General features: G+C 42.3%; 20 protein-coding genes. 10 read left to right on the plus strand and 10 right to left on the minus strand.

The window, feature by feature from the left end; genetic code table 11:
• Positions 1-91 precede the first annotated feature (91 nt).
• Together AB6C75_RS18515 and AB6C75_RS18520 are read right to left on the minus strand one after the other, a co-directional pair.
• Complete coding sequence (locus AB6C75_RS18515) at positions 92-1,000, minus strand: aldo/keto reductase family oxidoreductase (protein ID WP_009844769.1); 909 nt, start codon at positions 998-1,000, stop codon at positions 92-94.
• Between the two features lie 217 nt (positions 1,001-1,217).
• On the minus strand, positions 1,218-1,811 hold the full coding sequence (locus AB6C75_RS18520) for a hypothetical protein (protein ID WP_017102462.1): 594 nt from the start codon (positions 1,809-1,811) through the stop codon (positions 1,218-1,220).
• A gap of 221 nt (positions 1,812-2,032) precedes the next feature.
• Here AB6C75_RS18520 and AB6C75_RS18525 point away from each other — a divergent pair, with 221 nt between their 5' ends.
• The gene (locus AB6C75_RS18525) at positions 2,033-3,880 is read left to right on the plus strand and encodes a M3 family metallopeptidase (RefSeq protein ID WP_269335003.1); all 1,848 of its coding nucleotides are present in this window, start codon (positions 2,033-2,035) and stop codon (positions 3,878-3,880) included.
• A 94-nt stretch (positions 3,881-3,974) separates the two neighbouring features.
• Here the strand turns inward: AB6C75_RS18525 and AB6C75_RS18530 are convergent, their stop codons facing one another.
• From AB6C75_RS18530 to AB6C75_RS18540, 3 genes are all read right to left on the minus strand, one after another.
• A complete protein-coding gene (locus AB6C75_RS18530) occupies positions 3,975-4,286 on the minus strand; it encodes a hypothetical protein (protein ID WP_029222827.1) in 312 nt (103 codons plus the stop codon).
• A 180-nt stretch (positions 4,287-4,466) separates the two neighbouring features.
• Positions 4,467-5,507 carry a porin gene (locus AB6C75_RS18535; RefSeq protein WP_371710622.1) on the minus strand — a complete coding sequence of 347 codons (1,041 nt, stop codon included), beginning with the start codon at positions 5,505-5,507 and terminating at the stop codon, positions 4,467-4,469.
• Positions 5,508-5,662: 155 nt separating this feature from the next.
• A complete protein-coding gene (locus AB6C75_RS18540) occupies positions 5,663-6,535 on the minus strand; it encodes a DUF3187 family protein (protein ID WP_372108602.1) in 873 nt (290 codons plus the stop codon).
• Between the two features lie 305 nt (positions 6,536-6,840).
• On the opposite strand from AB6C75_RS18540, the gene AB6C75_RS18545 reads away from it, so the two are divergent.
• Positions 6,841-7,635 carry a response regulator transcription factor gene (locus AB6C75_RS18545; protein ID WP_371703129.1) on the plus strand — a complete coding sequence of 265 codons (795 nt, stop codon included), beginning with the start codon at positions 6,841-6,843 and terminating at the stop codon, positions 7,633-7,635.
• A 110-nt stretch (positions 7,636-7,745) separates the two neighbouring features.
• On the opposite strand, the gene AB6C75_RS18550 is transcribed toward AB6C75_RS18545, so the two are convergent.
• Both AB6C75_RS18550 and AB6C75_RS18555 read right to left on the minus strand, forming a co-directional pair.
• Positions 7,746-8,579: a RecX family transcriptional regulator gene (locus AB6C75_RS18550; RefSeq protein WP_012601008.1), complete on the minus strand. Its 834-nt coding sequence runs from the start codon at positions 8,577-8,579 to the stop codon at positions 7,746-7,748.
• Between the two features lie 376 nt (positions 8,580-8,955).
• The gene (locus AB6C75_RS18555) at positions 8,956-10,560 is read right to left on the minus strand and encodes a mechanosensitive ion channel family protein (protein ID WP_017099775.1); all 1,605 of its coding nucleotides are present in this window, start codon (positions 10,558-10,560) and stop codon (positions 8,956-8,958) included.
• Positions 10,561-10,812: 252 nt separating this feature from the next.
• Between AB6C75_RS18555 and AB6C75_RS18560 the strand changes: the two genes are divergently transcribed.
• The 5 genes from AB6C75_RS18560 to AB6C75_RS18580 all read left to right on the plus strand — a co-directional run bounded on the left by AB6C75_RS18560 (position 10,813) and on the right by AB6C75_RS18580 (position 15,420).
• A complete protein-coding gene (locus AB6C75_RS18560; protein ID WP_372108605.1) occupies positions 10,813-11,061 on the plus strand; it encodes a hypothetical protein in 249 nt (82 codons plus the stop codon).
• Positions 11,062-11,414: 353 nt separating this feature from the next.
• The gene (locus tag AB6C75_RS18565) at positions 11,415-11,891 is read left to right on the plus strand and encodes a hypothetical protein (RefSeq protein ID WP_372108607.1); all 477 of its coding nucleotides are present in this window, start codon (positions 11,415-11,417) and stop codon (positions 11,889-11,891) included.
• A 95-nt stretch (positions 11,892-11,986) separates the two neighbouring features.
• Positions 11,987-14,050 carry a protein-disulfide reductase DsbD family protein gene (locus tag AB6C75_RS18570; RefSeq protein ID WP_372108619.1) on the plus strand — a complete coding sequence of 688 codons (2,064 nt, stop codon included), beginning with the start codon at positions 11,987-11,989 and terminating at the stop codon, positions 14,048-14,050.
• 3 nt (positions 14,051-14,053) lie between these two features.
• Positions 14,054-14,578, plus strand: coding sequence for a redoxin family protein (locus AB6C75_RS18575; protein ID WP_372108609.1), 525 nt, complete (start codon positions 14,054-14,056; stop codon positions 14,576-14,578).
• A 122-nt stretch (positions 14,579-14,700) separates the two neighbouring features.
• Positions 14,701-15,420, plus strand: a complete 720-nt coding sequence (locus tag AB6C75_RS18580; RefSeq protein WP_017102469.1) for a DsbA family protein — start codon at positions 14,701-14,703, stop codon at positions 15,418-15,420.
• Between the two features lie 149 nt (positions 15,421-15,569).
• On the opposite strand, the gene AB6C75_RS18585 is transcribed toward AB6C75_RS18580, so the two are convergent.
• Positions 15,570-16,835, minus strand: a complete 1,266-nt coding sequence (locus AB6C75_RS18585; RefSeq protein WP_102582526.1) for an HD-GYP domain-containing protein — start codon at positions 16,833-16,835, stop codon at positions 15,570-15,572.
• A 226-nt stretch (positions 16,836-17,061) separates the two neighbouring features.
• Here AB6C75_RS18585 and AB6C75_RS18590 point away from each other — a divergent pair, with 226 nt between their 5' ends.
• Positions 17,062-17,607 (plus strand): GNAT family N-acetyltransferase, encoded by a 546-nt coding sequence (locus AB6C75_RS18590; RefSeq protein ID WP_371708380.1) that lies wholly within the window; start codon positions 17,062-17,064, stop codon positions 17,605-17,607.
• Between the two features lie 141 nt (positions 17,608-17,748).
• Here AB6C75_RS18590 and AB6C75_RS18595 read toward each other — a convergent pair whose 3' ends face one another.
• Together AB6C75_RS18595 and AB6C75_RS18600 are read right to left on the minus strand one after the other, a co-directional pair.
• Positions 17,749-19,098, minus strand: coding sequence for a sensor histidine kinase (locus AB6C75_RS18595; protein ID WP_372108612.1), 1,350 nt, complete (start codon positions 19,096-19,098; stop codon positions 17,749-17,751).
• Positions 19,091-19,780, minus strand: a complete 690-nt coding sequence (locus tag AB6C75_RS18600; RefSeq protein WP_029222829.1) for a response regulator transcription factor — start codon at positions 19,778-19,780, stop codon at positions 19,091-19,093. The genes AB6C75_RS18595 and AB6C75_RS18600 overlap by 8 nt, the downstream gene beginning before the upstream one ends.
• 538 nt (positions 19,781-20,318) lie before the next feature.
• Here AB6C75_RS18600 and AB6C75_RS18605 point away from each other — a divergent pair.
• A complete protein-coding gene (locus tag AB6C75_RS18605) occupies positions 20,319-20,876 on the plus strand; it encodes a hypothetical protein (RefSeq protein WP_372108615.1) in 558 nt (185 codons plus the stop codon).
• Between the two features lie 161 nt (positions 20,877-21,037).
• Positions 21,038-22,981, plus strand: a complete 1,944-nt coding sequence (locus AB6C75_RS18610; protein WP_372108617.1) for a putative bifunctional diguanylate cyclase/phosphodiesterase — start codon at positions 21,038-21,040, stop codon at positions 22,979-22,981.
• The last annotated feature ends 314 nt before the right edge of the window (positions 22,982-23,295 follow it).

Below are 23,295 nucleotides of genomic sequence, written 5' to 3' on the forward strand. Positions count from 1 at the left end.
TAGTAAGACTCGCTACACTGTGCGATCTAAACACCTTAAATGATAGGTGTTGGCTTTGTTGGCTGGCTTATCGTCATTTTCGAATTACTTCTTATGGCACACCGTGACCTTTAGAGGCAACCCAAACGCGATACCATTGCTCACGAGTCAGTTCGATTTTCAGTGAATCAACGGCCGTTTTCACTCGCTCAATCTTACCTGAACCAATAATAGTAATCGGTTTAGACGGTAATCGACGAACCCAAGCGTAAATTACTTGGTCAATACTATCTGCACCCACTTCTTGGCGAATGGCTTCTAGTTCATTACGAACACGAATCGCTTGTGCTGAATCGCCACTAAAGATGCTACCACCACCGAGACAAGACCACGCCATTGGACGAATACGGTTCATCTGCAGTTGATCTAGCGTGCCATCATGAGCTACTTCGAAGTTCAATGGGTTGATTTCAACTTGGTTAGTCACTAGTGGCTTACCTAGTCGAGATTGCAGTAAGTCGAACTGACGCGGTGAAAAGTTAGAGACACCGAAGTGCTTAACTTTACCTACCTTATGTAGTTCAGCGAACGCTTCTGCTACTTCATCCGCGTCCATCAATACGTCAGGGCGATGAATCAGTAATACATCAAGTTCGGTTACACCCAAACGCTCTAGAGAGTTATTTACTGATTGGTAAATATGGTGCGCGCTGGTGTCATAGTGATTGATCTTGCGATCTGGAGTGTGGTCACCACACAAGTTGATGTCGCACTTGGTGACGATTTGAATATCATCTCGAAGGCTCGGCTCAAGCGCTAATGCTTCACCAAACAACTTTTCACATTGGTAGTTACCGTAAATGTCCGCGTGATCAACCGTTGTGATGCCAAGATCAATGTGCTGCTTTAGGAAAGTCAGACGTTGTTGCGGGGTCATACCCCACTCAGCTGTACGCCAGTATCCTTGCACCAGCTCAGAAAGTTCTGGGCCTTGTGGCGCTACCGTTACTTTTGCAACCATGGGTTGTCTCCTTTATCAATACTGAACGTATCCTAAGCTCGTTTTACCGAAGGCTCAACGTATAACAAATGGCAAAGGTAAACGCTTACTAAAAATGTGAGAGCCACAGAAAAACGAACACTTAAATGAATTATAACTTGCTGTCTGCCCGTGAGCCGTTCTCCTGAAAGGTTTGTTTACTCTGATGAATGACGAAACCATCTATAAATTTGAGCAATTAAAAGCGATTTAGTTCAACCGTTAAGTTGTCACCATCACTATGTAACTGAATCCAAGGGGCTGAAGAACTAGAAGAAGATGAGGAAGAGCTAGGCACATTCCATACACTCATTTGCTCAGAGGAATGATGTGGTGAGTTGATGAATTCTACGAGTTGTTTATCTACCTTGTCGTAACCAACTCCCTCACGTTTCGCTTGTTCGAGTTGAGCGAGGACATCAAAATCATCCTCTCCAATGCGAATTGAACTGAGAGCAAAGCCATCTTGACGAAGATATGCCTGAAGCTTTGTGTACCTTAGGTTCGAATATGGCAGATTAAGGCGAACCACTTCGACGCTTGAGTCACCCAACTCCAGTTCAACATAAACATCCAAATCGTAATATTGGGTTAAGTCACTGCACAACAGAGTGCCTTCAACTTCGCCACAATCCATAAGATCGATATCGTTAATATAGTTTTGAGAACTCGGTTGAGTTGGGTTGCTATTGAATACCGTCCGTAACCACCAGCTTTCACTCGCCTGCGCAGAAAATGAAAGGGTATTCAGAGTCAATAACAAAGGTAGGATTAAGCTAGGAAGAGTTCTCATTATTTGTGCTTATTTCACGCGGTATGGAGCGTGCATTATACGTGACCAATCAACAAACAACTGCTCGATTTACATCTATAAAACTAAAAATATTGCTCAACGATAAGATTAACAAACTTGATACTAAGAAGAGTTGCACTCTGTTATATCTGTCGTCACACAATACACCCCATGAATGTGTCATAATGTTGAAATTAATGAATAATTTACAAGGAACGTCCATGACTGCAACGAACTATCTCAACCAATTGAACCAAAAGTATCTTGCGACTCATAAAGCGAAAGAAGACTTCTTTTGGGATACTTATATGGGGATCAGTGACGACCATGATGGCTCGACACTCGCGCAGACCCAATGGACTGAATTTCTTAGCTCTGCCGAGCAAATTGCTGCTATCGAAACGCAGCTAGCTACTATCGAAGAAATTCAAGACCCTCAAGAAAAAGAGAGCACGCTAACAGGCTTGAATGGTTGGTTAGCGACCTTTAGATCTCACGCTATTGAGTCTGAGCAGTCACAGAAGCTTAAAGCCGAACTCATAAAGTTTGAGGCTGAACTGTTTGAGAAAAAACAGAATCATGTAATGACTTACGTGAATGAAGCGGGCGACGACACTGAAGGGTCGTTACCGGTTCTAGGTTCAACAATAAGAACCAATAGTAATGAAAAAGTTAGGCTTTCAGCTCACCAAACACTACTAGGTTTAGAGCAGTGGCTGCTGGCTAACGGCTTCATTGAACTCATCAAAAAACGCAACCAGTTTGCTCAATCGCTGGGTTTCAAAACCTTTTTTGACTATTCCGTCGTTAAAACCGAGCAGATGACAACTGAGCAACTGTTTACAATTCTGGATGACTTTGAAGTTCGCACGCGAGATAACCATCAACAAAGCCTAGAGAGCTTAACTCAGAAAAAAGGTCAGAGCGCTCTAGAAGCCCATAATTTCACCTACTCTTTTGCAGGTGACGTCATGAATGACTTAGACCCTTATGTTCCATTTTCAAAGTCACTAAGGCGTTGGGTTGAGTCTTTTGGTCGTCTTAATATCGAATACTCACAAGCAACATTGAAATTAGATTTGCTTGATCGTAAAGGAAAGTATCCAAACGGTTTCTGTCATGGGCCAGTTCCTTCTTTCTACGATCAAGATACTTGGGTAGCTGCACAGGTCAACTTCACGAGCAACGCCAAGCCCGACCAAATCGGCAGCGGTTATGATGGTATCAATACGCTGTTTCACGAGGGCGGCCACGCTGCACATTTCGCTAATGTTAAAATGAACGCGCCTTGTTTCTCTCAAGAATTTGCACCAACATCGATGGCTTATGCCGAAACTCAATCCATGTTCTGTGACAGCTTATTGAATGACGCCGATTGGCTAAAACAATATGCCCTGAATGCAGAAGGCCAAGCAGTACCAGACGAACTCATCAAAGCCATCATCGATAATAAACAACCGTTCAGAGCTTACCAAGAACGCAGTATTCTTGTCGTTCCATACTTCGAACGAGCCCTGTACGAGTTGGCAGATGAAGACCTCACTCCTGAAAAAATCACTGATCTTGCTCGTAGCAGCGAGAAATCGATTCTGGGATTGGCTTGTAGCCCTCGCCCATTAATGGCGATCCCTCATCTATTGTCGGATGAAGCCTCTTGCGCATATCAGGGTTACTTATTAGCTCATATGGCCGTGTATCAAACTCGTGCATATTTCACCGATAAGTTTGGTTACTTAACGGATAACCCGGAGATCGGCCCTTTGTTAGCTAAGCACTATTGGCACCAAGGAAATAGCGTGAATCATAATGGGACAATCGAAAGCCTGACTGGGGAAGGTTTTAATGCCAAGTACCTCGCTGACGAGTGCAACTTATCGCCAGAGGAAGCTTGGGCTATTGAAGATCAAAAAATCAAACAGCTGTCGACAAGAGAGCGAGCACCCGTCGCTGATTTGAATGCGAAGATATCGATCGTCGATGGAGCAACTGAATTAGCGAATAACGACAAATCAAATTCTCAAATGTGTGATGAGTTTGAACACTTTATCGTTGGGCAATACGGCCGATAGCGGGTGCTGAGCATCTGTAAGTAAGGTTGAACCAAAAAACTCAAACGAAAAAAAGGACGATATTTAATCGTCCTTTTTATTTACAGCATCGACCCTACACAGTGACACAATTTAAACGAGATTGAACATCAAAAATAATGTCGACAGAATCAAGGCTTCTTAGTGATTTCCTATGAATACCACATATCTGCCCTGTCAAAACAATATAAAACTTTTCTGTTTTGAGTAAATTCCAAGCTTCATCAAGAGATTCAGCATAAACCTTGTTCTTGAGATCTTGCGGGCGAGTACCTGCAACTCTTCCATGTTTACGCGCCAATTCAAATAATCCATTTCGATTCGGTTTACATGTAAACAGAGTGTCATTTCCGTAAATAACACCCTTGGCAGTAATGCTCTTAACCATTACATTCTCCAGATTATCATTCCACTCATAACACTGAGTGCCAAACCACATATCGGTTGGATACTTAAACGGCAAAACGAAGAGAACATGGTGTAACGACCGGGCATGCGACACACCATAGCAATCAGATTTAAAGTTCTTAAGCTCTCAAAGCTATTAAGCTATTAAGCTATTAAGAGCTTAGAAGTAGTAGTAAGCTGCTGCGAATACGTGTGTTTCTTCGTCGTACTGTGCGCTAGTTGAACCCATGCGTGCACCATCAATATCTTGTTTGATATCAATACCCATGTCAGCGTTGTCTGCAATACGGTACATTACCGCGATGTTGATGTAAGAAGCATCTACGTCCGCTTGGCCATCAAGTTCATTGCTGTTAGAGGCGTAACCAGCTGCAATTGTTAGGTCTTCAGAAACCGCGTAACCACCTGAAACGTAGTAACCCGTGTCTTTCTCAGAATCTGCGTCATCAATCCAAGAGTTCATACCTAGTGTTAGGTCACCAATTTTTACGTTACCAGTTACCGTGTAAACTTCGTAATTAGCTTCGTAATCACGGTTTTCGTAACCTGCGTATAGGTTGAATACTTCTTGCTCTAGACCGATGTAGCCGTTCACACCTTTGTCGAACTTATCATTGTTACGAGAATCTTTCGTTTCGAAGTAAGAGATACCGTAAGCGATACCGCTTGTTGCACCCTGGAACTTAACAACATTGAAGCCGTCAGAAGCATCACCAGCAGAAGCGCCAAACTCGTAAGTGTTATCACCAGCACCGTCAACTTTATCTAGTGCTGTATCATTTTCCCAACCGAATGAAGCGATACCGAAACCAGTGTCAAAACCAAGCCAAGCTTTGTCTACATCAGCAGCAGGGCCAGTATCGATGCCATTTGTCCACTTGTAGTTAACGGAATCATTCGCTGAAACGTTATTGTCTGTTGTGTAGTTCACCATCAAGTCTGTTTCGAAGTAACCAACAATACGGTTGTTACGGTAGTTTACTGCAAGTGTTAGGCCTGTAGCCCAGTCATCGTAGAATGCTTTAGAACCAGTATCGTAGTAACCGCCAACACCCATAGCACCAGATACTGAAAATTGATCTTTATGCATTGAATCAAATGCGAACATGTCTTCATTCTGGCTGTTTTGGCTGCTTGTATTTACCGCGAAAGCTGAACTTGAAATGCTTGCAATCGCAAGTGCTACTAATGTCTTTTTCATAATAACCACTACCTATATATTGATTCGGCCTTGTTAGTCCGGCCTTTTGGAGTAGCGCTATTGTTCAAAAATTTGTGTTGTGGATATACCGTAAAACTACTGGAATTTTATCGTTGCGATGAATTTAATTACATAATGATATGTTGATATTACTTTTATATTGAGAAGCGCAACCCAATCGTAAACCCAATATCAGTGCTGTTATCCATATTGCGAATATTCTCTGTCATCAAGGCTTCTAAACTAAACCTATTGAATCGGTACCTATAACCGAGCACCACTTCATTAGACGGCTCTGAGAAATCTGGTTCATCCGTTGCCCACCCTTGATAATTTAAAGACTCAACTAACAAACTGTGCCGAGCATTAAACATATACTCATACCCTAATGCCCAACTTGCGCTGAACCCCTCTAAACTAACTAAGTAGTCATCACAGTTACGGTGAACCAAACCTACCGTTGAAAAAAAGTTATGCCTTAAGGTGATAAAGCTGTAGTTAAGTTGGACGCCTTGTTCGAAGCTAGTTCTGGCAAACCGGCCACTTTTTACGTTGTTGTAAAATAAAGAACCACCAGCAGAGAGCGACATCGGCCCTCTAGAATGCAACAGAAGCTCATTGTAAAAAGTCAGCGCATTGGTTAAATCATCCCCCTCAAAATCAGACACATGAACCCCTGCATGATTAAAATCCATGGTGAACTGATCTTCAGCCACTTCATCACGGCCATTTTGTCCAATACCAAACAGATCGTGAAAACCCATCACAAAACTGTCTAAACCATTATCTTTTGCAGTCACAACTCGATAATCCAGCTCGGTTTTCCAAATTGGAGATGCTTGCCACTCAATCGCAATATTTGACTGGTTTTGATAATAGTCGAGCGAATACGCACTCGTGTGTGCCCATATACTGGCTTGGGTATAAGAGGACTTGAACTCAATAGTCCCCACCCTTTTGGGCTGAGCAGAACGAAGTTGTGTTGAAAGCACATTTGAATGAATAGGTGACTGCGCATAGACAAACATTTGGGAATGCGTTCGCGCTTGCAGTAGGATGAAAAAAAGTCAGTATCGAGACTGAAATACTCAGTAACGCCCTTAAACTTATCACAGTGTTTACTCGGTTGTATAAATGCCCGATTTTATTAAAAAACACCGTTCAATTAATGCAGTAGATCTACCGCTTATCATCCTAACATTTAGATTAAAGAGTTATAAAAAAACGAAAATTAGAACCTCTCGAAAATGTAAACATCTTATCTTGCACTGTGCTTTACGAACGCATAGTCTTCGGGATATTAACCTGATGAATATATTGATAGAGGAAAGGTATGTCGGCTACTAACCTAAATTTTGAACAATTGTTGATGAAGCAATCAACGACTCTCATCAATAGCGATCCTAAGTGTTTTCAAGCTACTTGGTCAGAAGCTAGCTTTGACGTACTCGATTGGTTTGGGATGGATCGTTTAACACTCTACCCTAACTCAATGGTCTTACTGGAAGACGGAAAGACTTGTTCAGTATCGAAAGCGAACATACCTCCGGTTAATAAACAGAGTCTCATTGGTGGCAACTATCTTGATTATCTAAAGCTGCTAAAGACCAAAAAAACTTATCTCGCGTTTTCGAAAGACGACCTTGAGAACACTCAGAATTACGTATTAAAGCAGTTATACAAAGAAGGGGGCCGATGGCACTGCATCATTCCTTTGCAACTCTTTAACCAACGCTGGGGAGCACTGTCTTTTACTAACTTTCACGACAACGATACCACTTTCGCTCTCGAAGACATCCAGCGCTTAAAATTAGTCTGTGAGCTTTGGCTCTGTTATTGGCAGCACTCAACGCTAGCCAGAACATTAAAGCAAAATGAGAATCGGCTAGAAGATGACAGTGACAAATTACTCTTACTCACCAAGAAGCAGACCAAAGTGTTGGCCCTTATTGCTCAAGGCCTAAGTGCAAAAGAGTGTGCGGAACAGCTCCATCTAAGCTCTCGAACTATAGAATCGCATAAGTACAGAATGCTTGGGTTGCTCGATTTGAACAACCACAATGACCTCCTTCAGTTCGCGTTGCGTAATGGGTTAGGTATTACAGAAAACCTGCACACAACGCGTTAAAACAATCTATTAACCCTGTAAATCATTCTGTGTTCGATGACCTTCAGCTATTTATATCTGAAGGGTCTGTATTTATGAAAGCTCTATATTTCTTGGTTTAAGGACACTGGCTACTCGTTACCTTCACTCAGAGCAAATTTAATTTCATCCGACGAAAAGCCTTTTCGACTTAGCATAGCGTAAGCTTTTGAGCGCTCTTTGTGATCGTTGAGGTCATAAGATTTCTTTTGTAGTTGTTCTAAACACGAAGAGTAAAAATCCAGTTGCTCTTCGTTAATTAACCGATCGACCAATTGTGGCAACTCGCTCGTGTCTATTTGTCGCTGTCTAAGCTCTTGCTGAATAGCAGTCAAGCCTTTGCCTTTACGAGCATACTTAAGCACTTCTTTTTCCAAATCGGCTTTCTCTGCCTTAATTTGAATATTACTCTTCAGTTCATGCGCTTGTGGGTGCTGGTCAATCGCTACCTTAACTTGTTGATAGCTAAAACCACGCTTTTGCAGCGTCGCAACCAGCTTTTCACGACTCATGGTAAAGCTTGTGTAGTAATGGTTGATTCGGTCTATCAAGATAGTTTGTTCATCAATAGACTTTTCGAAAGACACCTTATGGATAGCATCAGAAATCACTGAGTCCGTCAGGCCCTTCTTTTTCAGCTTTTCGACAATATATCGAGAACCAAATTCACCCGAGAATGCTTGTTCCACAAATTGTTCAGCAAACACTTGGTCAGACTTGAGATACCCAAAGCCTTTCAGGGTACCCAAAGTTTCATCAATCCATTCTTGATTGTCGGTTTTCACTTTGAGCTTCGCTACCAACTCACTTTCTGTCATATCTCTCTGAGTTAAATGCCACATCGCAGAGTTCATGACGCTTTCGATTCGCGTCGCTTTTCTTACCGTTGTATTTCTACCATTCGTTTTTTGCTGTGAATCATCCATTCGATTTCAACTGTCCAAACTAAGCCTACCCCATCATAACGTAATTCTAAGGTGGTTGAGTTACCTAAAAGAGTGAAGCTCAATATAATACCAATCGTAGTAAATAACTGTTCACCCTAGCTGGTTAAAACGCTCGATAACGGCGTTAGAACTTTTGATTGTAGAATAACTACTTATCAAAAATTTCTGCCTTGTTCTCAAGCCTTTTTCCTGCGCTATTTCTGATCACTTACTTACTGTGATTGGTATAAACTGACAGCCAATAAAAATGGACGCTTATTCAGCGTCCATTTGATATCACATTAAGTAGAAATCGACCTTAAGCCGTACTTAGTTCTCTCCGTATTAGCTATTCTCGTACTAGCCTTTTTCCGGATTAGCTCTCTTCGTGATTATAAACATGCACATCACGTTGAGGGAATGGAATCGTGATGCCTTCTTCATCGAAGCGTTTCTTCACGGTTTCCGTCACATCCCAATACACTTCCCAGTAGTCATCGGTCTTAACCCAAGGTCTTACAACAAAATCAACTGAAGACGTATTCAAGGTGTGAAGCTTGATCATATGCTCTGGTTTTTTCAACACTAGAGGGTGAGCAAGAATGATGTCGTTCAATACCGATTTTGCTTTATCGATATCATCTGAGTAACCGATACCAAAAACCATATCAACACGTCTCACACGCTCTGCTGTGATGTTGTTGATCACGTCACCCCAGATCTTGTTGTTTGGGATCACCAAGCGTTGGTTATCGATGGTTTGAACGGTTGTCGATACTAAGCTCATGTCTTTTACAGTGCCTTGAACACCAGCGACTTTGACCATGTCGCCAACATCGTACGGACGGTAGATCAAGATCATCAAGCCCGATGCAAAGTTAGACAGCGTATCTTGCAATGCAAAACCAATGATGACACCCGCAACACCGAAACCCGTTAATAGTGGTGCTAGCTCAATCCCTATTTGAGACAGGGCGATCAGCAAACCAACAAACACGACCGCTTTAGATGCAATTGATACAAAGAAGTCCTGCATCAATACACTGAAGTCCATTTTAGAGTGCGAAACACTCTTACGAACGGTTTTACGAGCCACATTAGCAATAAGGCGAGTTACATACAAAATACCGAGGAAAAGCGCGAGTTTAACGATAAATGAAGGGGTATTTTCAAAAGCCCATGAACTGAATGAACGAAGCCAACCATCCAACAACTCCAGTGCAACATCAACATCCAATACATCAGCGTTAATGTCGCCGGTGGTCGCTAATAGAATACGCTTGTACGAGGTGACATCCACACCAAATGGCACCATCATGGAGATACTTTTCTCTAAGCTGGCAACCATAACGCTGGTTCGTTCTCTGAAACGTATTAATTCAGTTTTTATCGTCGCCTTTTCTTCTTCACTCACAAAAGACAAACGGCGCTCTAAATCTTGACGCTGCGTGTCTGTGTAGAGAATCGCATTTGTCAGATATTGCGAACGAGAAACTAGTGCGGTTTTTAACTGACTTTCCGCAGCCGATACATCAACGCCTCGATCTTTTGACCAACTTAAGGTCTTAGAAAGTTGCTGATAGTAGTCATCCATCATTCCGATACGTTTTTGAATCAACAATTCAAGACGCTTTTTTGCATCCCCTTCAGCCGAACGGTTGTCTTTGCTCATAGAGACAATTTTAACTTCGTTCAATGACAGTAAATGCTGTAAAAGCTCTACTTGCTGGGCAAGAACAGCGTCTAAGCCTTGCTTCTTATCAGATGATAATTGGGAGGATATCTCTTTGCGTAGTGCTTGGTTCTTTCTTCGCAATATGTCTTCTAGAAACGGCTTTTCAGCATCGTGCGCTGTTTCTAATGTAGCGAGGTCCAGCATTAGCTGGTCTTGTACTTCTGCTATTTTATCGACGCTTTGCGCAAAACTTCCAAATGCGACAAACGCCAACATTAACAATAGACAACGCCAAACCTTCATCATACTAATTCCTATTATTGTCTAAATTGACCCTATAAATAGTAGTAAAAAGAAGATGGATAACAAGCATTTAAACGTATGTTGTGTTAAAACTTTGCAAATTATCAGCCTGTATCTAATATTTGAGAGTTCCAATCCCCTCTTATGACCTGTAGAGTACGCAACCAACAAAGAACAACAGCCAATATCGTCATTTAGGTGCATGTACTAAATCGCCTTAAATCCTATGTTGGCTCACAGCAAAAGAGCATAAAAATGAACAACGAACTTGATGTTATTGAGTCTCTAGAAGAGCTAGAGCAATTCCTAATTTCAGTAGAAGCAGGGGGCTTAGGTCTTGAAGACGTTGAAGGCGTAGGTATGGCCACCAATAATTCTGATGGTCGTCATTTCGTTGCAGTATTCAACAGCAGTCACAAGGTTTTACTCGCTCGCTGGATCACTAAAGAAATCTTTGAAAATGGTAAAGACCTTGTGCGCAACGGTCCTCGCCGTTCTTACTAAATCTTTCCAATAGCACCAATGGTTAAAGCCCAATATGTCCATCTGCGATCTGTTGGGCTTTTTTGTATCTCCTCATGATGAATAGAGCATTCTATACAGGATAAATTAGCGATAACTTCCAGTTGTTGTGAACTTTATCTAGAACTCAATGTCGTATTCGCGTGAGTTGTTGTTTATGCATCGTTTATCTACGGTTTATCATCGTTTCACTTTAACAATTTCATGACTTGTGACTCGAAGAGATCTTATTTAAGCTAACCGTAATTCAATGAGCTCGCTTTAACTATTAACTATTAACTATTAACTATTAACTATTAACTATTAACTATTAACTGATTAGATTACTGACTGATTTGCTGAACACATCACTACTTTTCTTATCCACACAGAACCGCCGACAAAAGCATTCGCTTTGGGCGCTGTTCCTTACCGGACTGGTTATCGTAACTTGTCTGGCGAGTACGCTGTCTGCAAACAAAGTAACCACTTCAGCTTCCCTAACTGGACAATCAATACTTGTCGGCGCAGAAACCAGCCACCCACAAGCAATCGTCGCATCTTTCGATAAAATGTCTGAGCTCTATGCCAGCGTTTTTGGTTTAGAAGCTTCTAAAACTCTGTCAGCGCCAAACTCTAGCGCGTGCAGCCTAAGCTCCAAAATGCTCACATTCGCGACACCTAAAACAGGTTGGCTGATTCCTTTTATCCTGTTTATTGCTGTTGCGTACAGCCTATCACCGCACATATCGAGATTGTCTAGAGATAACCATCGCTCTTCTCGACCTACAAAACACCGCTTACATCTAAAGCACTGTATATTTAGAGAGTAAATAACCGGGCAACTACACCCTTTTATTTATTTTTTGGAGATACATTTGTGTACAACACACTACTAACTAAGTTTGTCGATTCGTTGGCATTCTGCATGCGTACATGCGCGAAAACGCTAGTCACTGCCCTTTTGGTTGTGACGTCATTTACTGCTTTGGCACAGACGACGGGCTGGCTCAGCGTGCCTGAACATCCACCAGTCAAGATGCGAATGATGTCGACGGGTGAACAATCGGACGACGGTTCTAAGATTCAAACCGTACTGGATGTCGTTCTCGACGGCGATTGGAAAACCTATTGGCGTAGCCCCGGCGAAGGTGGTATCCCGCCAAGTTGGGACTGGTCTGGTTCAACAAACATAGAGTCGGTAGAGTGGCATTGGCCGATCCCTAAGTACTACGAACAACTCGACGTGATGACGTTAGGCTACAAAAAACACGTCAGCTTTCCCGTTACGTTGACACTGAAAGACAACACGAAGCCAGCACTGTTCAAGGCGTCGTTCACCTTTCCGTCGTGCACCAATATCTGTGTGTTAACCGATTACGACATCGAATTGCCGATTGATCCGCAAACATTAGAGCTCGATGAAGAAGCGATGTTCTTGTTCAATCAAGGCATGAGCCAATCTCCACGAGAAGCTAACCGCACTTCAGTAAACGGCCTGTTCTGGGATAAAAGTAAACAACAACTGGTGACTCAGCTAACAAGTAAGGAAGGCTGGGATAAACCGATGGTATTGATTGATGGGCAAGAAGTGCTTGATGACTTCTTCTCTCCACCAACCGTCCACATCACAGACAATACAATGACCGCAGTATTCGATGTGAGTAACTGGATCGGCGAGGTCGACTTAACGGATCGCACAGTGAGTATTACCGTTTCAGATACTAACTTTGCAGAAGAGATGACCGCGCAAGTTGGGTCAGACCCGATAGCTTACCAAATAAGCAACAACGGCTTTTCGGCGATGATAGGCTTCGCTTTAATTGGTGGTTTGATCCTCAACATCATGCCATGTGTGTTGCCAGTATTAGGAATGAAATTAAACAGCATCATTCAAAACCAAGGTGCATCTAATAGTCATATCCGACTCTCATTCTTAGCTTCTGCTTCAGGTGTCATTACATCATTTGCGCTGTTAGCGCTAGGTATGACCGCTCTAAAAATGGGTGGTAATGCGATTGGTTGGGGAATCCAATTCCAAAACGTTTGGTTTATCGGGTTCATGCTGATCATCACTTTACTGTTCTCGATTAACCTGCTTGGGTTATTCGAATTCAGATTACCATCAGGTTTAAACACTTGGATGGCAACCAAAGGCGATGACTCACATTCAGGCCACTTTGTTCAAGGCATGTTTGCAACGCTACTAGCAACGCCATGTAGTGCGCCATTCCTAGGAACCGCTGTCGCGTATGCACTTGGAGCAAGCTATCAAGAGTTATGGGCTATCTTCATCGCGCTTGGTATCGGTATGAGTGCGCCTTGGTTGATCTTTGCGCTATTCCCAAGCCTAACCAAATTGCTTCCAAAGCCTGGGGCATGGATGTTCAAAGTTAAGCTGGTATTTGGCTTAATGATGTTCATTACCAGCCTATGGCTAACAAGCCTTCTGAGCCCATTCATTGGTAAATTCCCAACTATCCTGCTGTCGCTATTTATCGTGATTTCAGTACTGGTTTGGATTGGCATGAAACTGGGTCGCAAGGTGCTTATTCCTATCGTCGCAACCACAACCTTGGTGTTTGGTGCTGCATTGATCGTCGGTAGTGTCACCGCTGATAACTGGGCGACTCCGATTGTTGACGATCTCGCTTGGCAAAAACTGGATGCGAAGCAAATCCCTCAGCTCGTTGATGAAGGCAAAACGGTGTTTGTTGATGTGACTGCTGATTGGTGTATCACCTGTAAAGCCAACAAGATCGGCGTCATCCTTCAAGATCCTGTCTACAGCCACCTACAGCAAGAAGACATTGTTTTGATGAAAGGTGATTGGACAACACCAAGTGAAAGTGTCACTCAATACTTACAAAGTAATGGGCGATTTGGTGTGCCATTTAACATCGTCTACGGTCCGAGCTATAAAAGCGGTATTCCACTGCCTGTCATTCTCAACAGTGACACTGTCGTTCAAGCCATCGACGCTGCGAGATAATTGATGAAGACGCCCAACAACGAACAAAAGCCAAGCCGTCTTAAGAAGTGGGGAAAGGAACTCGTTTCAATGATACTGATCGTTGGCGTGGTTTCGTTTGCCATGGATTTTTACCACAGTAGAAGCATGCCTCAAGGAGACGCGATTCCAATCGTGGGTCAGTCGATCCAAGGGGAAGATATTGATGTTATCGAGCTAAGCAAAAACGGTAAGCCCGTTATTGTCTATTTTTGGGCGACTTGGTGTAGCGCGTGCAAATTGGTGAGCCCGACGGTTAATAGCTTCAGCGACTCCCATCAAGTAGTTTCTGTCGCACTTTCATCTGGCCCAGACGAACGTGTTCAGCGCTTCTTAGACGCCAAAGAGTATGACTTCCCTGTTATCAATGATCTCTCTGGATCGATCAGCAGAAGTTGGGGAGTCAATGTCACGCCAAGTATTGTCATCATCAAAGATGGAAAGATCAGCAGCATCGCAACCGGCGTTACTTCCCCTATCGGCCTGTGGTTAAGAACCTACTTTGCATAACTCGCTCACTAAGAAAAACAGAGCAGAGCAAATGAACCGATTAAAGCCAATTTAACAAACAATAATACCGTGAGCGCGACCCAAAACGTGCTCACGATTATCAAGAATTAGAGAAAAACAACATGAAAAAACATCTGATTAGCACACTGATTTTAGGCTCACTAATGAGCACAAGTGCCTTCGCTGAGTTAAGCACAGAACAAACCCAGCAACTCGAAGAAATTAACCAGTTCCTGAAGGAGAATCCTTCTACTATTTCAGGATTGCATACCAGTTTAGAGCAGTATGTCGCAGGCCAAGCGCAAGCAAAGAAAGCTCAAGCTGAGAGTCACGACTGGTTATATAACAATGACGCTCACCCAATCACGGGCAACCCGAATGGCAAATCAGTAATCGTTAACTTTACTGACTACAACTGCCCTTACTGTAAGCGCTTGGAAAAAGGCTTGGTTCAATTAGCCTCTGAAAACAGCGACATTAAAGTGATCAACGTGTACTTGTCATTTAAGCAGCAACAAGTAGATGGCCTTGATACCAATGCGGCTCTATACGCGATGAAAGTATGGAAAGATAACCCAGCAGCCTTCCCTGAAGTCAACAGACTGCTGATGGCAAAAAGTGGTATTCACTCGAAAAGCTCACTAGAAGCCGTAGCCAAGAAGACAGGCACAGAAGCGGAACTAAAAACAACTCAAGAACAAAACCAGGTTCTAACCACTAACCATCAAACCTTTAGCGCTCTGGGTTTAACAGGAACGCCAACGATGATGATGAATGATCAGCTTCTACCGGGCTATGTGCCTTACGATCGACTTAAAGATATCGTGGATGATGCTTTTTAATCGAGCGTAGATAGAGATAAAGACTAGAAAGAGAAGTGAATAAAAGCCGACTCGCGCAACACCCAGTCGGCTTTTTCATTGTTTGAATAAAGTAGATAGTCCATTTACCTTAAATTTAAAGGTGAGTTGAATCCTAAAAACGACCAAAGTTAAAACGCGTACATTCTTTTGTCCGTCGATAGTTCAAAACAGTACTCTGCGTGTTTTCTAAGGCATTCAAACACTTCTCGATCCAACTTATAACTATCAACTTGTTCCGTTAATATCGCTAGAGTTTCTTCCAGTGTCATACCTTTACGATAGGGGCGAGACTGGGTTAATGCTTGGAATACATCGACTACAGCAACAATTCTACTGGGTTGATCTAAATCTTCAGCCGTTTTACCCATCGGATAGCCTGAACCATCTAACCTTTCATGGTGATCGGAAGCCCACTGACACACCTGAGGCGAACTAAATAGCTCCTGCAGCGCGAATCGAGTATCTGTCGCATGGCGTTTAATACAACAGTATTCTTCGTCAGTGAGCAAATCTGGCTTATGAAGAATGTCACCAGGGGTTTGCAGTTTGCCAATATCGTGAACTAAACCAGCTAAATAGAGCTTTCTCTGCGTTGTGCGTGAATAACCAAGTTGTTTAGCTAGATATTCAGAAAGTTGCCCTACCTTCAACGAGTGCTTGAAAGTGAACGAGCTTTTCGTATCAACGACATTAGCAATAAACTCGGCAAAGGCGACTGTCTCATCCAGCGACATTTGCTGAGAGAAAAAGGGCACAGGTTCAAAGTTATCTCTCATATTCTCGATGTAAGGGGTCTCCATCGAGAACCAAAAATCATCCAGATCGACCAACTCACACATGTGCTGTACAAGATTGGTTTCGAACATCTCATCCGCTTGCTCAGTCAAACGTCCAATAATGCTCGCTTTACCGTCTGGGGTTAGGTTCCCATAACGATCAGAAGCTGTTATGCCATATAGATAGTCAACTCTGTCAGCAAGCATCACAACTGCAGCCAGTTCCTTTTCTAATTCACTGATATTCATAGTCTTTAGATCTAACCAAGGGGTATGATGATAAAGAACTGGCTTAGCAAATATAGAAAGAACAGGGCACTCCTTTAAAATTTGGTAGCCCTTTTGACAATGGTAATAAGTCGAGTCGGGAACAAACCCCGAATTCAGTCGACGTTGCTCGTCTATTTGCGACACTCCGCAGTCGTGAATTAGCCCTAACGAAAATGCGAGCTGTGCCTGCTCCTCTTCCCACCCCACGCTCAGAGCACATCGATACGCGATGTAACCCACCCTCTGTCCATGGTTTTTGCTTTCAAAACCGACGTTATCAAGCGCCTTAGCAATACCAAATAGAGCCTTTCTTAGGTCTACGGTTACCTCTTGGCAATGTTGATTCATTACTTAAGCCTAGTATTTTTATATATTTTATATATTTAGGCTGCTAATACTAATGCATGACTAACGATCATACCCGCAATTATTATAAGGTTTAATGTATTTCGTGATAGATCTAGCGTATCACGAATAATTCGCGCCACAAGTGGTTGCATATTAAAAATTGTGCGACATTATAACCTGCCGACCAAAAGACACTTAAATCATCAGCCAAAAGAAAAGGGAAAACATGTTTAAAACAGTTATCGATGAAGAGTTATCCATCGCTCTGGTTGAAGAGAACTTCGCATCTCATTACGCGGAAATTTCACAAAGCCAAAATGAGTATCTTAGCCAATGGTTAGCATGGCCACCGCACTGCAAAACAGAGCAGGACTTTAGGATCTTCATCCAGCGCTCGCTACATGATTACGCGGAAGGCAAAAGCATGACATGTGCGATTGTGTACAAAGACAATATCGTCGGTAACTGTAGCTTTAACACCATTGACCACAGCAAACAGAAAGTCACGATAGGCTATTGGTTGTCTGATACTTACCAAGGTAACGGGATCGTTACACGCGTAGTTGAGAAGCTCATTGATATTGCTTTCAATGAGTTAGATATGGAAAAGGTGGAGATATCAGCTGCAACTGGCAACCAGAGTAGTCGCAAGGTTTGTGAGCGCTTACATTTCACATTAGAAGGTATCATAACTCGTAACGAGAACTTAAATGGCCGTATCATAGATCATGCTATTTATGGCCTTCATCGTTTAAGCGCCAACAATATCTAAGCTTGATTTTCTACTTGGTAAATTTTGCCAATTGATAGTGAATGATAATTGGTAATTAGTAAGTTAATTAAATTAGTAAGCCACGATATTAAACCGTGGCTTTCATTTTTAAGAGTCTAATTGGTCTCTTACTAAAATCATTTACGTGATCTTTGGGATTAAGATACAGAACTTGGCACCACCGCGATTGCTATCGCAGATCCGAATGTCCCAAGAAAACTTTTTAGCCGCTGAAATCGCTATCGCTAGACCTAACCCTAACCCACCAGTTGCTGATGCTCTGCTAGAATCTAAGCGAGAAAACGGAAGGAATACTTCTTCACGCCTGTCCTCCGGTATCCCAGAGCCATTGTCTTCAATCAGAACCAGCCAATTTTCTGAGTTCTCGTCCAGAGTTACCCAGACTTTGTCTTGTGTGTAATTCCCAGCGTTCTTAATCACGTTATCAAAAACCAAACGCGCCATCGAGCAATCACACTTAATTTTGCACTCTAGCTTTACTTTGGACTCAAAAATAACATTGTCTAACTCCGAGTAACGGATTCTATCTAAACAATACTCGCGAAGGTCAGCTTTCACTTTAACAAGCTCGAAGAAAGAATTATCCATGACATTCAACTTCGACAGCATGATAATTTCTGACGTGAGGTCGTTGAGATCCCCGATGTAGGTATCAATATCATCGAAAAAAACCTGATGATGCTCTGGAGCTTCCCGCCTTAAGAGATCCGTCGCTAATTGAATACGGCTTAGCGGTGTACGGACTTCATGTGGAATCGCTTGAGCAAATATATGACTTTGTTTTACTTTGCTCTCAATCTCCTCAGCCATGAAGTTAAAACTTTTGGCTAGCTCAGACACTGGGTGTATATCATCTACGTCAGAGCGAGTACTCAGCTTCCCCTTACCAAACTGCTTCTGTTTCTCAACAAGTAACTCTATTCTTTCTTGAAAACGCCTAACAGGTAAGTAAACACTCGCGCCAATAGCGAAGATAACGGCCAACAAAAGCCCAATAAGAAAGTTTCTTTCTGAATCTTCATACCACTCAATTTCAGGTGAGAAGAAATCGCCTACCTCACTGAACGCAAAGCTAAACCTAGAATTTGGTAGCTGAAATACTGCCGAATAGAGATTATTTTCACTTAGGTATACCGGTACACCATTCAAGGTGGTAAATAACTCGCATCGTTGACACGGAGCCTCTCCCGACCAATTCTCCAACAGGCGTAAATTGAAAATATAAAATTGCTGGTAGCCTGTTCTGTCGAGTTCTTTATATAGCGAGTTTTCTCGGTTGTGTTGACGAACATACTGCTCAGAAAAGTAGATGCCATCATTAAGGAATATTTCGATCTGGGTACGCCGCATGTGCCCTTCACCAAGGTTCCAAAACAAAAATATCGTTGCCGACATCCCTGCCACAATTCCAAGGTACAAACGAGTAAACATAGAAACAGATCGAAGTTTCACCGCGATAGACTTATACAACCAGCATATACCCCTTGTTACGAACCGTACGGATCAACTGCTTATCTTTTGCATGCATACGCAGCTTCCGGCGCAACCCTGAAACACGCATATCAATAGAGCGGTCGTTAAAGGCATAATCAATACCTCTAAATAGCTGGCAACATTGATCTCGAGTAACGACCTGACAAATGTTATTAACAAGAAGATTTAGAATTTCAAACTCGGCAGAGGTGAGCTTTAGGTTCTGTCCATACAGAGTGGCACTTTGAGCTGTACTGTTGATCACAATTTCACCTGGGGTTTCAGCGGTCGTGTCAGGCTCAGCAACAACAGGGGCTGCGCGACGCAATAGTGCTTCAATTCGTGCCAATAATGCATGACCACGAATAGGTTTTGCTACGTAGTCATCCGCGCCAAACTTAAACAAACTAACCTCACTCATTTCATCAGCAGAGGCAGTCAATACTAAGATAATCCCATTATAAAATTCGCGAGCCTGTCGGCAAATCTGTGCGCCGCTCATTCCTGGAAGCATCAAGTCCAACAGAACGAGATCGGGTTCAATACTGCGGATCGCTTCAATGGCCAAATCCCCTTCATGGACAACGCTAACATTGTAGCCTTCAGCTTCGAGGTAAAGCGTAGTTAAACGCGCTATCGCCTGGTCATCTTCGACAATCAGCACTTTGGTTTTCGACATTTCTATCACCAGCATTTATTAAAAGCGAGGGCAGTATATATACTGTTCATATATCATCAATATTGTTATTGAAGTCACTAACTTACCGTACGCAAAACATATTAATCACTTTTGTACATACACGTTTACAAACCATCGTTCAGCAACAAAATCGCTCATTTATTGATTAATTTCCCGTCAAAAACGGAAAATCTAAACGCTTAAATGCTTACGTTTGCTTACCTTCTTACGCACACTTACATTAAAAGAATTTACAAAACTCATTCAAATAAACTTGCTAAACATTAATAACACAATAGTTAGTAACACTTCAAATCAACAAAATGACAGATTTTAAAACCGCGATCGTATTCTAAAAAATTGAAGAAAACGATTACTTAACCAATCAAATAGCATGTTCCATTATCAAGCTCTCTCCCCCTCTATCAAGTAAAGTCTTCTTCAAGTAACATTTATTCGGCTAATCATTAACTCAAATAATAAACAACGGTGACTTACTGATTAAACAAAAGTCACTTTGTCACAAGGCCACTTAAAGATGAACAAATCGCTTTTAATGTTACTGACCATAACCGCTTTGTTGGCAACACGAGTCACCGCTGCTCCTAATAAACATGAGGGGATGAATCAAATCAAAGCGCAAGTAAGCTCTTGGATAGATATTCAAGTCACACCACAAAATAGTATTATCCAAAAGATGGTCTTCAACTGTAATTTCTACCTAACAACCCCAAGCATTAAATCTCCAGATGGCAACGAAAGCAGCTCTGGTTCATATCGCTTTTATTCACATAATGGGGTAGTCGGCGCGATGACTGAACCTTTCACTACTCAACCCCTTCCAGAATTAACAATGTGCCTGAAAGAAGACTTCATCGTCACTAACCAAGATCAAGCCCAATTATTATTTGAAGCAATTGAGACGGTATACACAAATCATTCAATGTTTGACGATCGCTTCCCGAAAGAAATCGTCAAGACATCAACAGGTTGGAACTTCATCAACGGGGAAATTTTTGGGGACAATAAAGGCTATGCGATTGAAAGCACCCCGGAAGGAAAAGTAACCAAAATTATCCGTTCACTGAATCTTTAAACGCTATTTTTGTCGCTAATTTATCTTTAGTGCCTGATTTTTCTTTAACACATAGCTTCTTCATGGCTGTTAAAGATCAGAGTTCAATTTGATAGACGCACTGCCAAAGCACGACATCTGTCTGCATAAATCGATTAAAGTATGAGTTCCCCGAATTTATTATGATGACCAGCTACCAACCTTTCGAACATCTAAAGTGTCCTATCTGGATATATGACATTGATAATAAGCGAATAACCTGGGCAAACAGCAGTGCCCTCCCTCTTTGGGAGTCTGAATCTCTATTTGAACTGACCTCACGCGATTTTGGTATTGAAATGTCAAAAGCGATCGAAGCAACGCTTGAAGAATATCAGAGACAATTTCAGCGAAATCAAAGTGTAAAGACTTGGTGGAACTTCACCCCAAAATACATTTCTAAACGCGCACTATGTCTTTTCTCTGGAATCCCATTACCCGATGGCCGAACAGGGATGCTAGCGCAAGTCATCGCAGAAGAAGAGAGCTTAAAACGCGATCTCACATACTCTGATGGTTCCAACCTCTCTCTTTTATTCAACAAAGTGGGAAGCGTAGTGAGTGCAAACTCCGCTTTTTCTAAAAACTACGGCTCGCCGTTTAGTCGCCTATCCGATTTTGTTTCAAGCGAAGAAGTTGCAGACCAATGGTTATTTTCAGCTCGCAAAGGTCGAGACATTTTGGAGGAAGTCAGCTGTAAAATTGAAAATAAAACCCACCACTTTGATGTTCATGGAAAGTGGTTGTTTGACAAAAGTGAACTGCTATTAAACCTAACCTGTACCACCAAACAAAAAGAAAATTTGATTAAAGCTCGATATAACGCAGAGCACGACTGTCTCACTGAGCTCTACAACCGCCGCGGGATCACCAAAAGGCTCGAATCGAGTATTGCCTGTCGCTCGCCCTTTGAATTGATGTTTGTGGACCTTGATGGCTTTAAGTTGGTGAATGACACTTATGGGCATAGTGTTGGTGACCAACTACTCAAAAAAGTTGGCAAGCGTCTTAAACAGATCCTCGACGAAACATGCACAATCGGTGGCTTTGGTGGTGATGAGTTCATCGTGATTGCTCACGCCCGAAAAAATCAAAATATCCCGTTACTCTGCTCTCACATTATCGATTCTTTGAACAAAAGCTTCCAAATAAAAGGAATTGGCACCTTATCTGTAGGTTGCAGCATAGGTTCTGCTCATTTTCCTGATAATGCCACGGATAAAGAATCATTGTTAAAGCAGGCCGGAATGGCGATGCATGTTGCCAAAGCCAATGGTCGGAACCGCTTCCAAACTTTTACTCCAAATTTAGCGCAGATTCTGCATCGGCAAGTAGAGATACGCCATAGGTTAACTCTGGCACTAGAAGGTGATGACCTCAATCTTCATTACCAACCGATAATGGACACCAATAGCAATAAAGTTAAAGGGTTTGAAGCCCTACTTAGATGGTCGGATAAAGATCTGGGCAATATCGAGCCTGATGAGTTTATTAGCCTAGCGGAAGAAACTGGACAGATTGTTCCACTCGGAAAGTGGGTCCTTAACTCTGCACTTAAGCAACTGTCGATATGGCACCGAGAATTTGATGATGAATTGGTAATGAGCATCAATATCTCGTGTATTCAGATGCACACTACTTTTGCAGAGCAACTATCGGCAATGCTCAACTTCTACAACATACAACCTAAAAGTATCGCCCTTGAGATCACTGAATCCTCAATGATCTTCAAACACGGTGAAGTCAGACAAGCATTAGACGATATTTCAGCGTTAGGCGTTGAGCTACACCTTGACGACTTCGGCACTGGCTACTCTTCTCTCTCTATGTTGCATGACTTGCCAATTAGTACCGTTAAGCTAGATAAAAGCTTCGTCCATGGCACCTATAAAGGGAGCGAAGCGATTGTCCAAGCCACCTATGCTATCTGTGAAAAATTGGGGCTTATGGTGGTTGCGGAAGGGGTCGAAACTGAAACACAAAAAGCTTTCTTAACCAGTTGCGGATATAAATATTTACAGGGATTTCTGTTCAGCAAACCTATCCCACCCGATGAAGTCGAAATGCGATTTTTGTCTAGTAGATAACTCGACTCTAAGGGGGTTACTTACTAAAGCAATTAAATTCCCCAAGCACAATATAATTATGTAAGTGGTAGATGCGAAAATGCTATCAACTATACCGCTTACGTAACTTTTACGTCATACCCAAGTCTAGATAATTTATACTTTGGTTGGTTGTAATGAAATTACCATTTAAATTACTCCCAACGCTAACTTAATATAATCATCAATATCCAACCAACCAAAGTAGACATACTTATAGTATGCCCTGGAAAATGATACTGGCTTTGTTGCGTAATTCAATGGAACTAAATCAAGAACCTACGATCTGATCAGCT

This window comes from Vibrio sp. 10N.237.312.B06, assembly GCF_041464685.1.
Lineage (GTDB): Bacteria > Pseudomonadota > Gammaproteobacteria > Enterobacterales > Vibrionaceae > Vibrio > Vibrio tasmaniensis_A.

Bases quoted from the DNA above. Each gene is read 5' to 3' on its own strand.
- AB6C75_RS18560 (WP_372108605.1), top strand. From the start codon at position 10,813: ATGAACAACGAACTTGATGTTATTGAGTCTCTAGAAGAGCTAGAGCAA.
- AB6C75_RS18585 (WP_102582526.1), bottom strand. From the start codon at position 16,835: ATGAATCAACATTGCCAAGAGGTAACCGTAGACCTAAGAAAGGCTCTA.
- AB6C75_RS18535 (WP_371710622.1), bottom strand. From the start codon at position 5,507: ATGAAAAAGACATTAGTAGCACTTGCGATTGCAAGCATTTCAAGTTCA.
- AB6C75_RS18525 (WP_269335003.1), top strand. From the start codon at position 2,033: ATGACTGCAACGAACTATCTCAACCAATTGAACCAAAAGTATCTTGCG.
- AB6C75_RS18575 (WP_372108609.1), top strand. From the start codon at position 14,054: ATGAAGACGCCCAACAACGAACAAAAGCCAAGCCGTCTTAAGAAGTGG.
- AB6C75_RS18600 (WP_029222829.1), bottom strand. From the start codon at position 19,780: ATGTCGAAAACCAAAGTGCTGATTGTCGAAGATGACCAGGCGATAGCG.
- AB6C75_RS18555 (WP_017099775.1), bottom strand. From the start codon at position 10,560: ATGATGAAGGTTTGGCGTTGTCTATTGTTAATGTTGGCGTTTGTCGCA.
- AB6C75_RS18550 (WP_012601008.1), bottom strand. From the start codon at position 8,579: ATGGATGATTCACAGCAAAAAACGAATGGTAGAAATACAACGGTAAGA.
- AB6C75_RS18520 (WP_017102462.1), bottom strand. From the start codon at position 1,811: ATGAGAACTCTTCCTAGCTTAATCCTACCTTTGTTATTGACTCTGAAT.
- AB6C75_RS18530 (WP_029222827.1), bottom strand. From the start codon at position 4,286: ATGGTTAAGAGCATTACTGCCAAGGGTGTTATTTACGGAAATGACACT.
- AB6C75_RS18610 (WP_372108617.1), top strand. From the start codon at position 21,038: ATGATGACCAGCTACCAACCTTTCGAACATCTAAAGTGTCCTATCTGG.
- AB6C75_RS18605 (WP_372108615.1), top strand. From the start codon at position 20,319: ATGAACAAATCGCTTTTAATGTTACTGACCATAACCGCTTTGTTGGCA.
- AB6C75_RS18590 (WP_371708380.1), top strand. From the start codon at position 17,062: ATGTTTAAAACAGTTATCGATGAAGAGTTATCCATCGCTCTGGTTGAA.
- AB6C75_RS18580 (WP_017102469.1), top strand. From the start codon at position 14,701: ATGAAAAAACATCTGATTAGCACACTGATTTTAGGCTCACTAATGAGC.
- AB6C75_RS18545 (WP_371703129.1), top strand. From the start codon at position 6,841: ATGTCGGCTACTAACCTAAATTTTGAACAATTGTTGATGAAGCAATCA.
- AB6C75_RS18570 (WP_372108619.1), top strand. From the start codon at position 11,987: ATGCGTACATGCGCGAAAACGCTAGTCACTGCCCTTTTGGTTGTGACG.
- AB6C75_RS18540 (WP_372108602.1), bottom strand. From the start codon at position 6,535: ATGTTTGTCTATGCGCAGTCACCTATTCATTCAAATGTGCTTTCAACA.
- AB6C75_RS18515 (WP_009844769.1), bottom strand. From the start codon at position 1,000: ATGGTTGCAAAAGTAACGGTAGCGCCACAAGGCCCAGAACTTTCTGAG.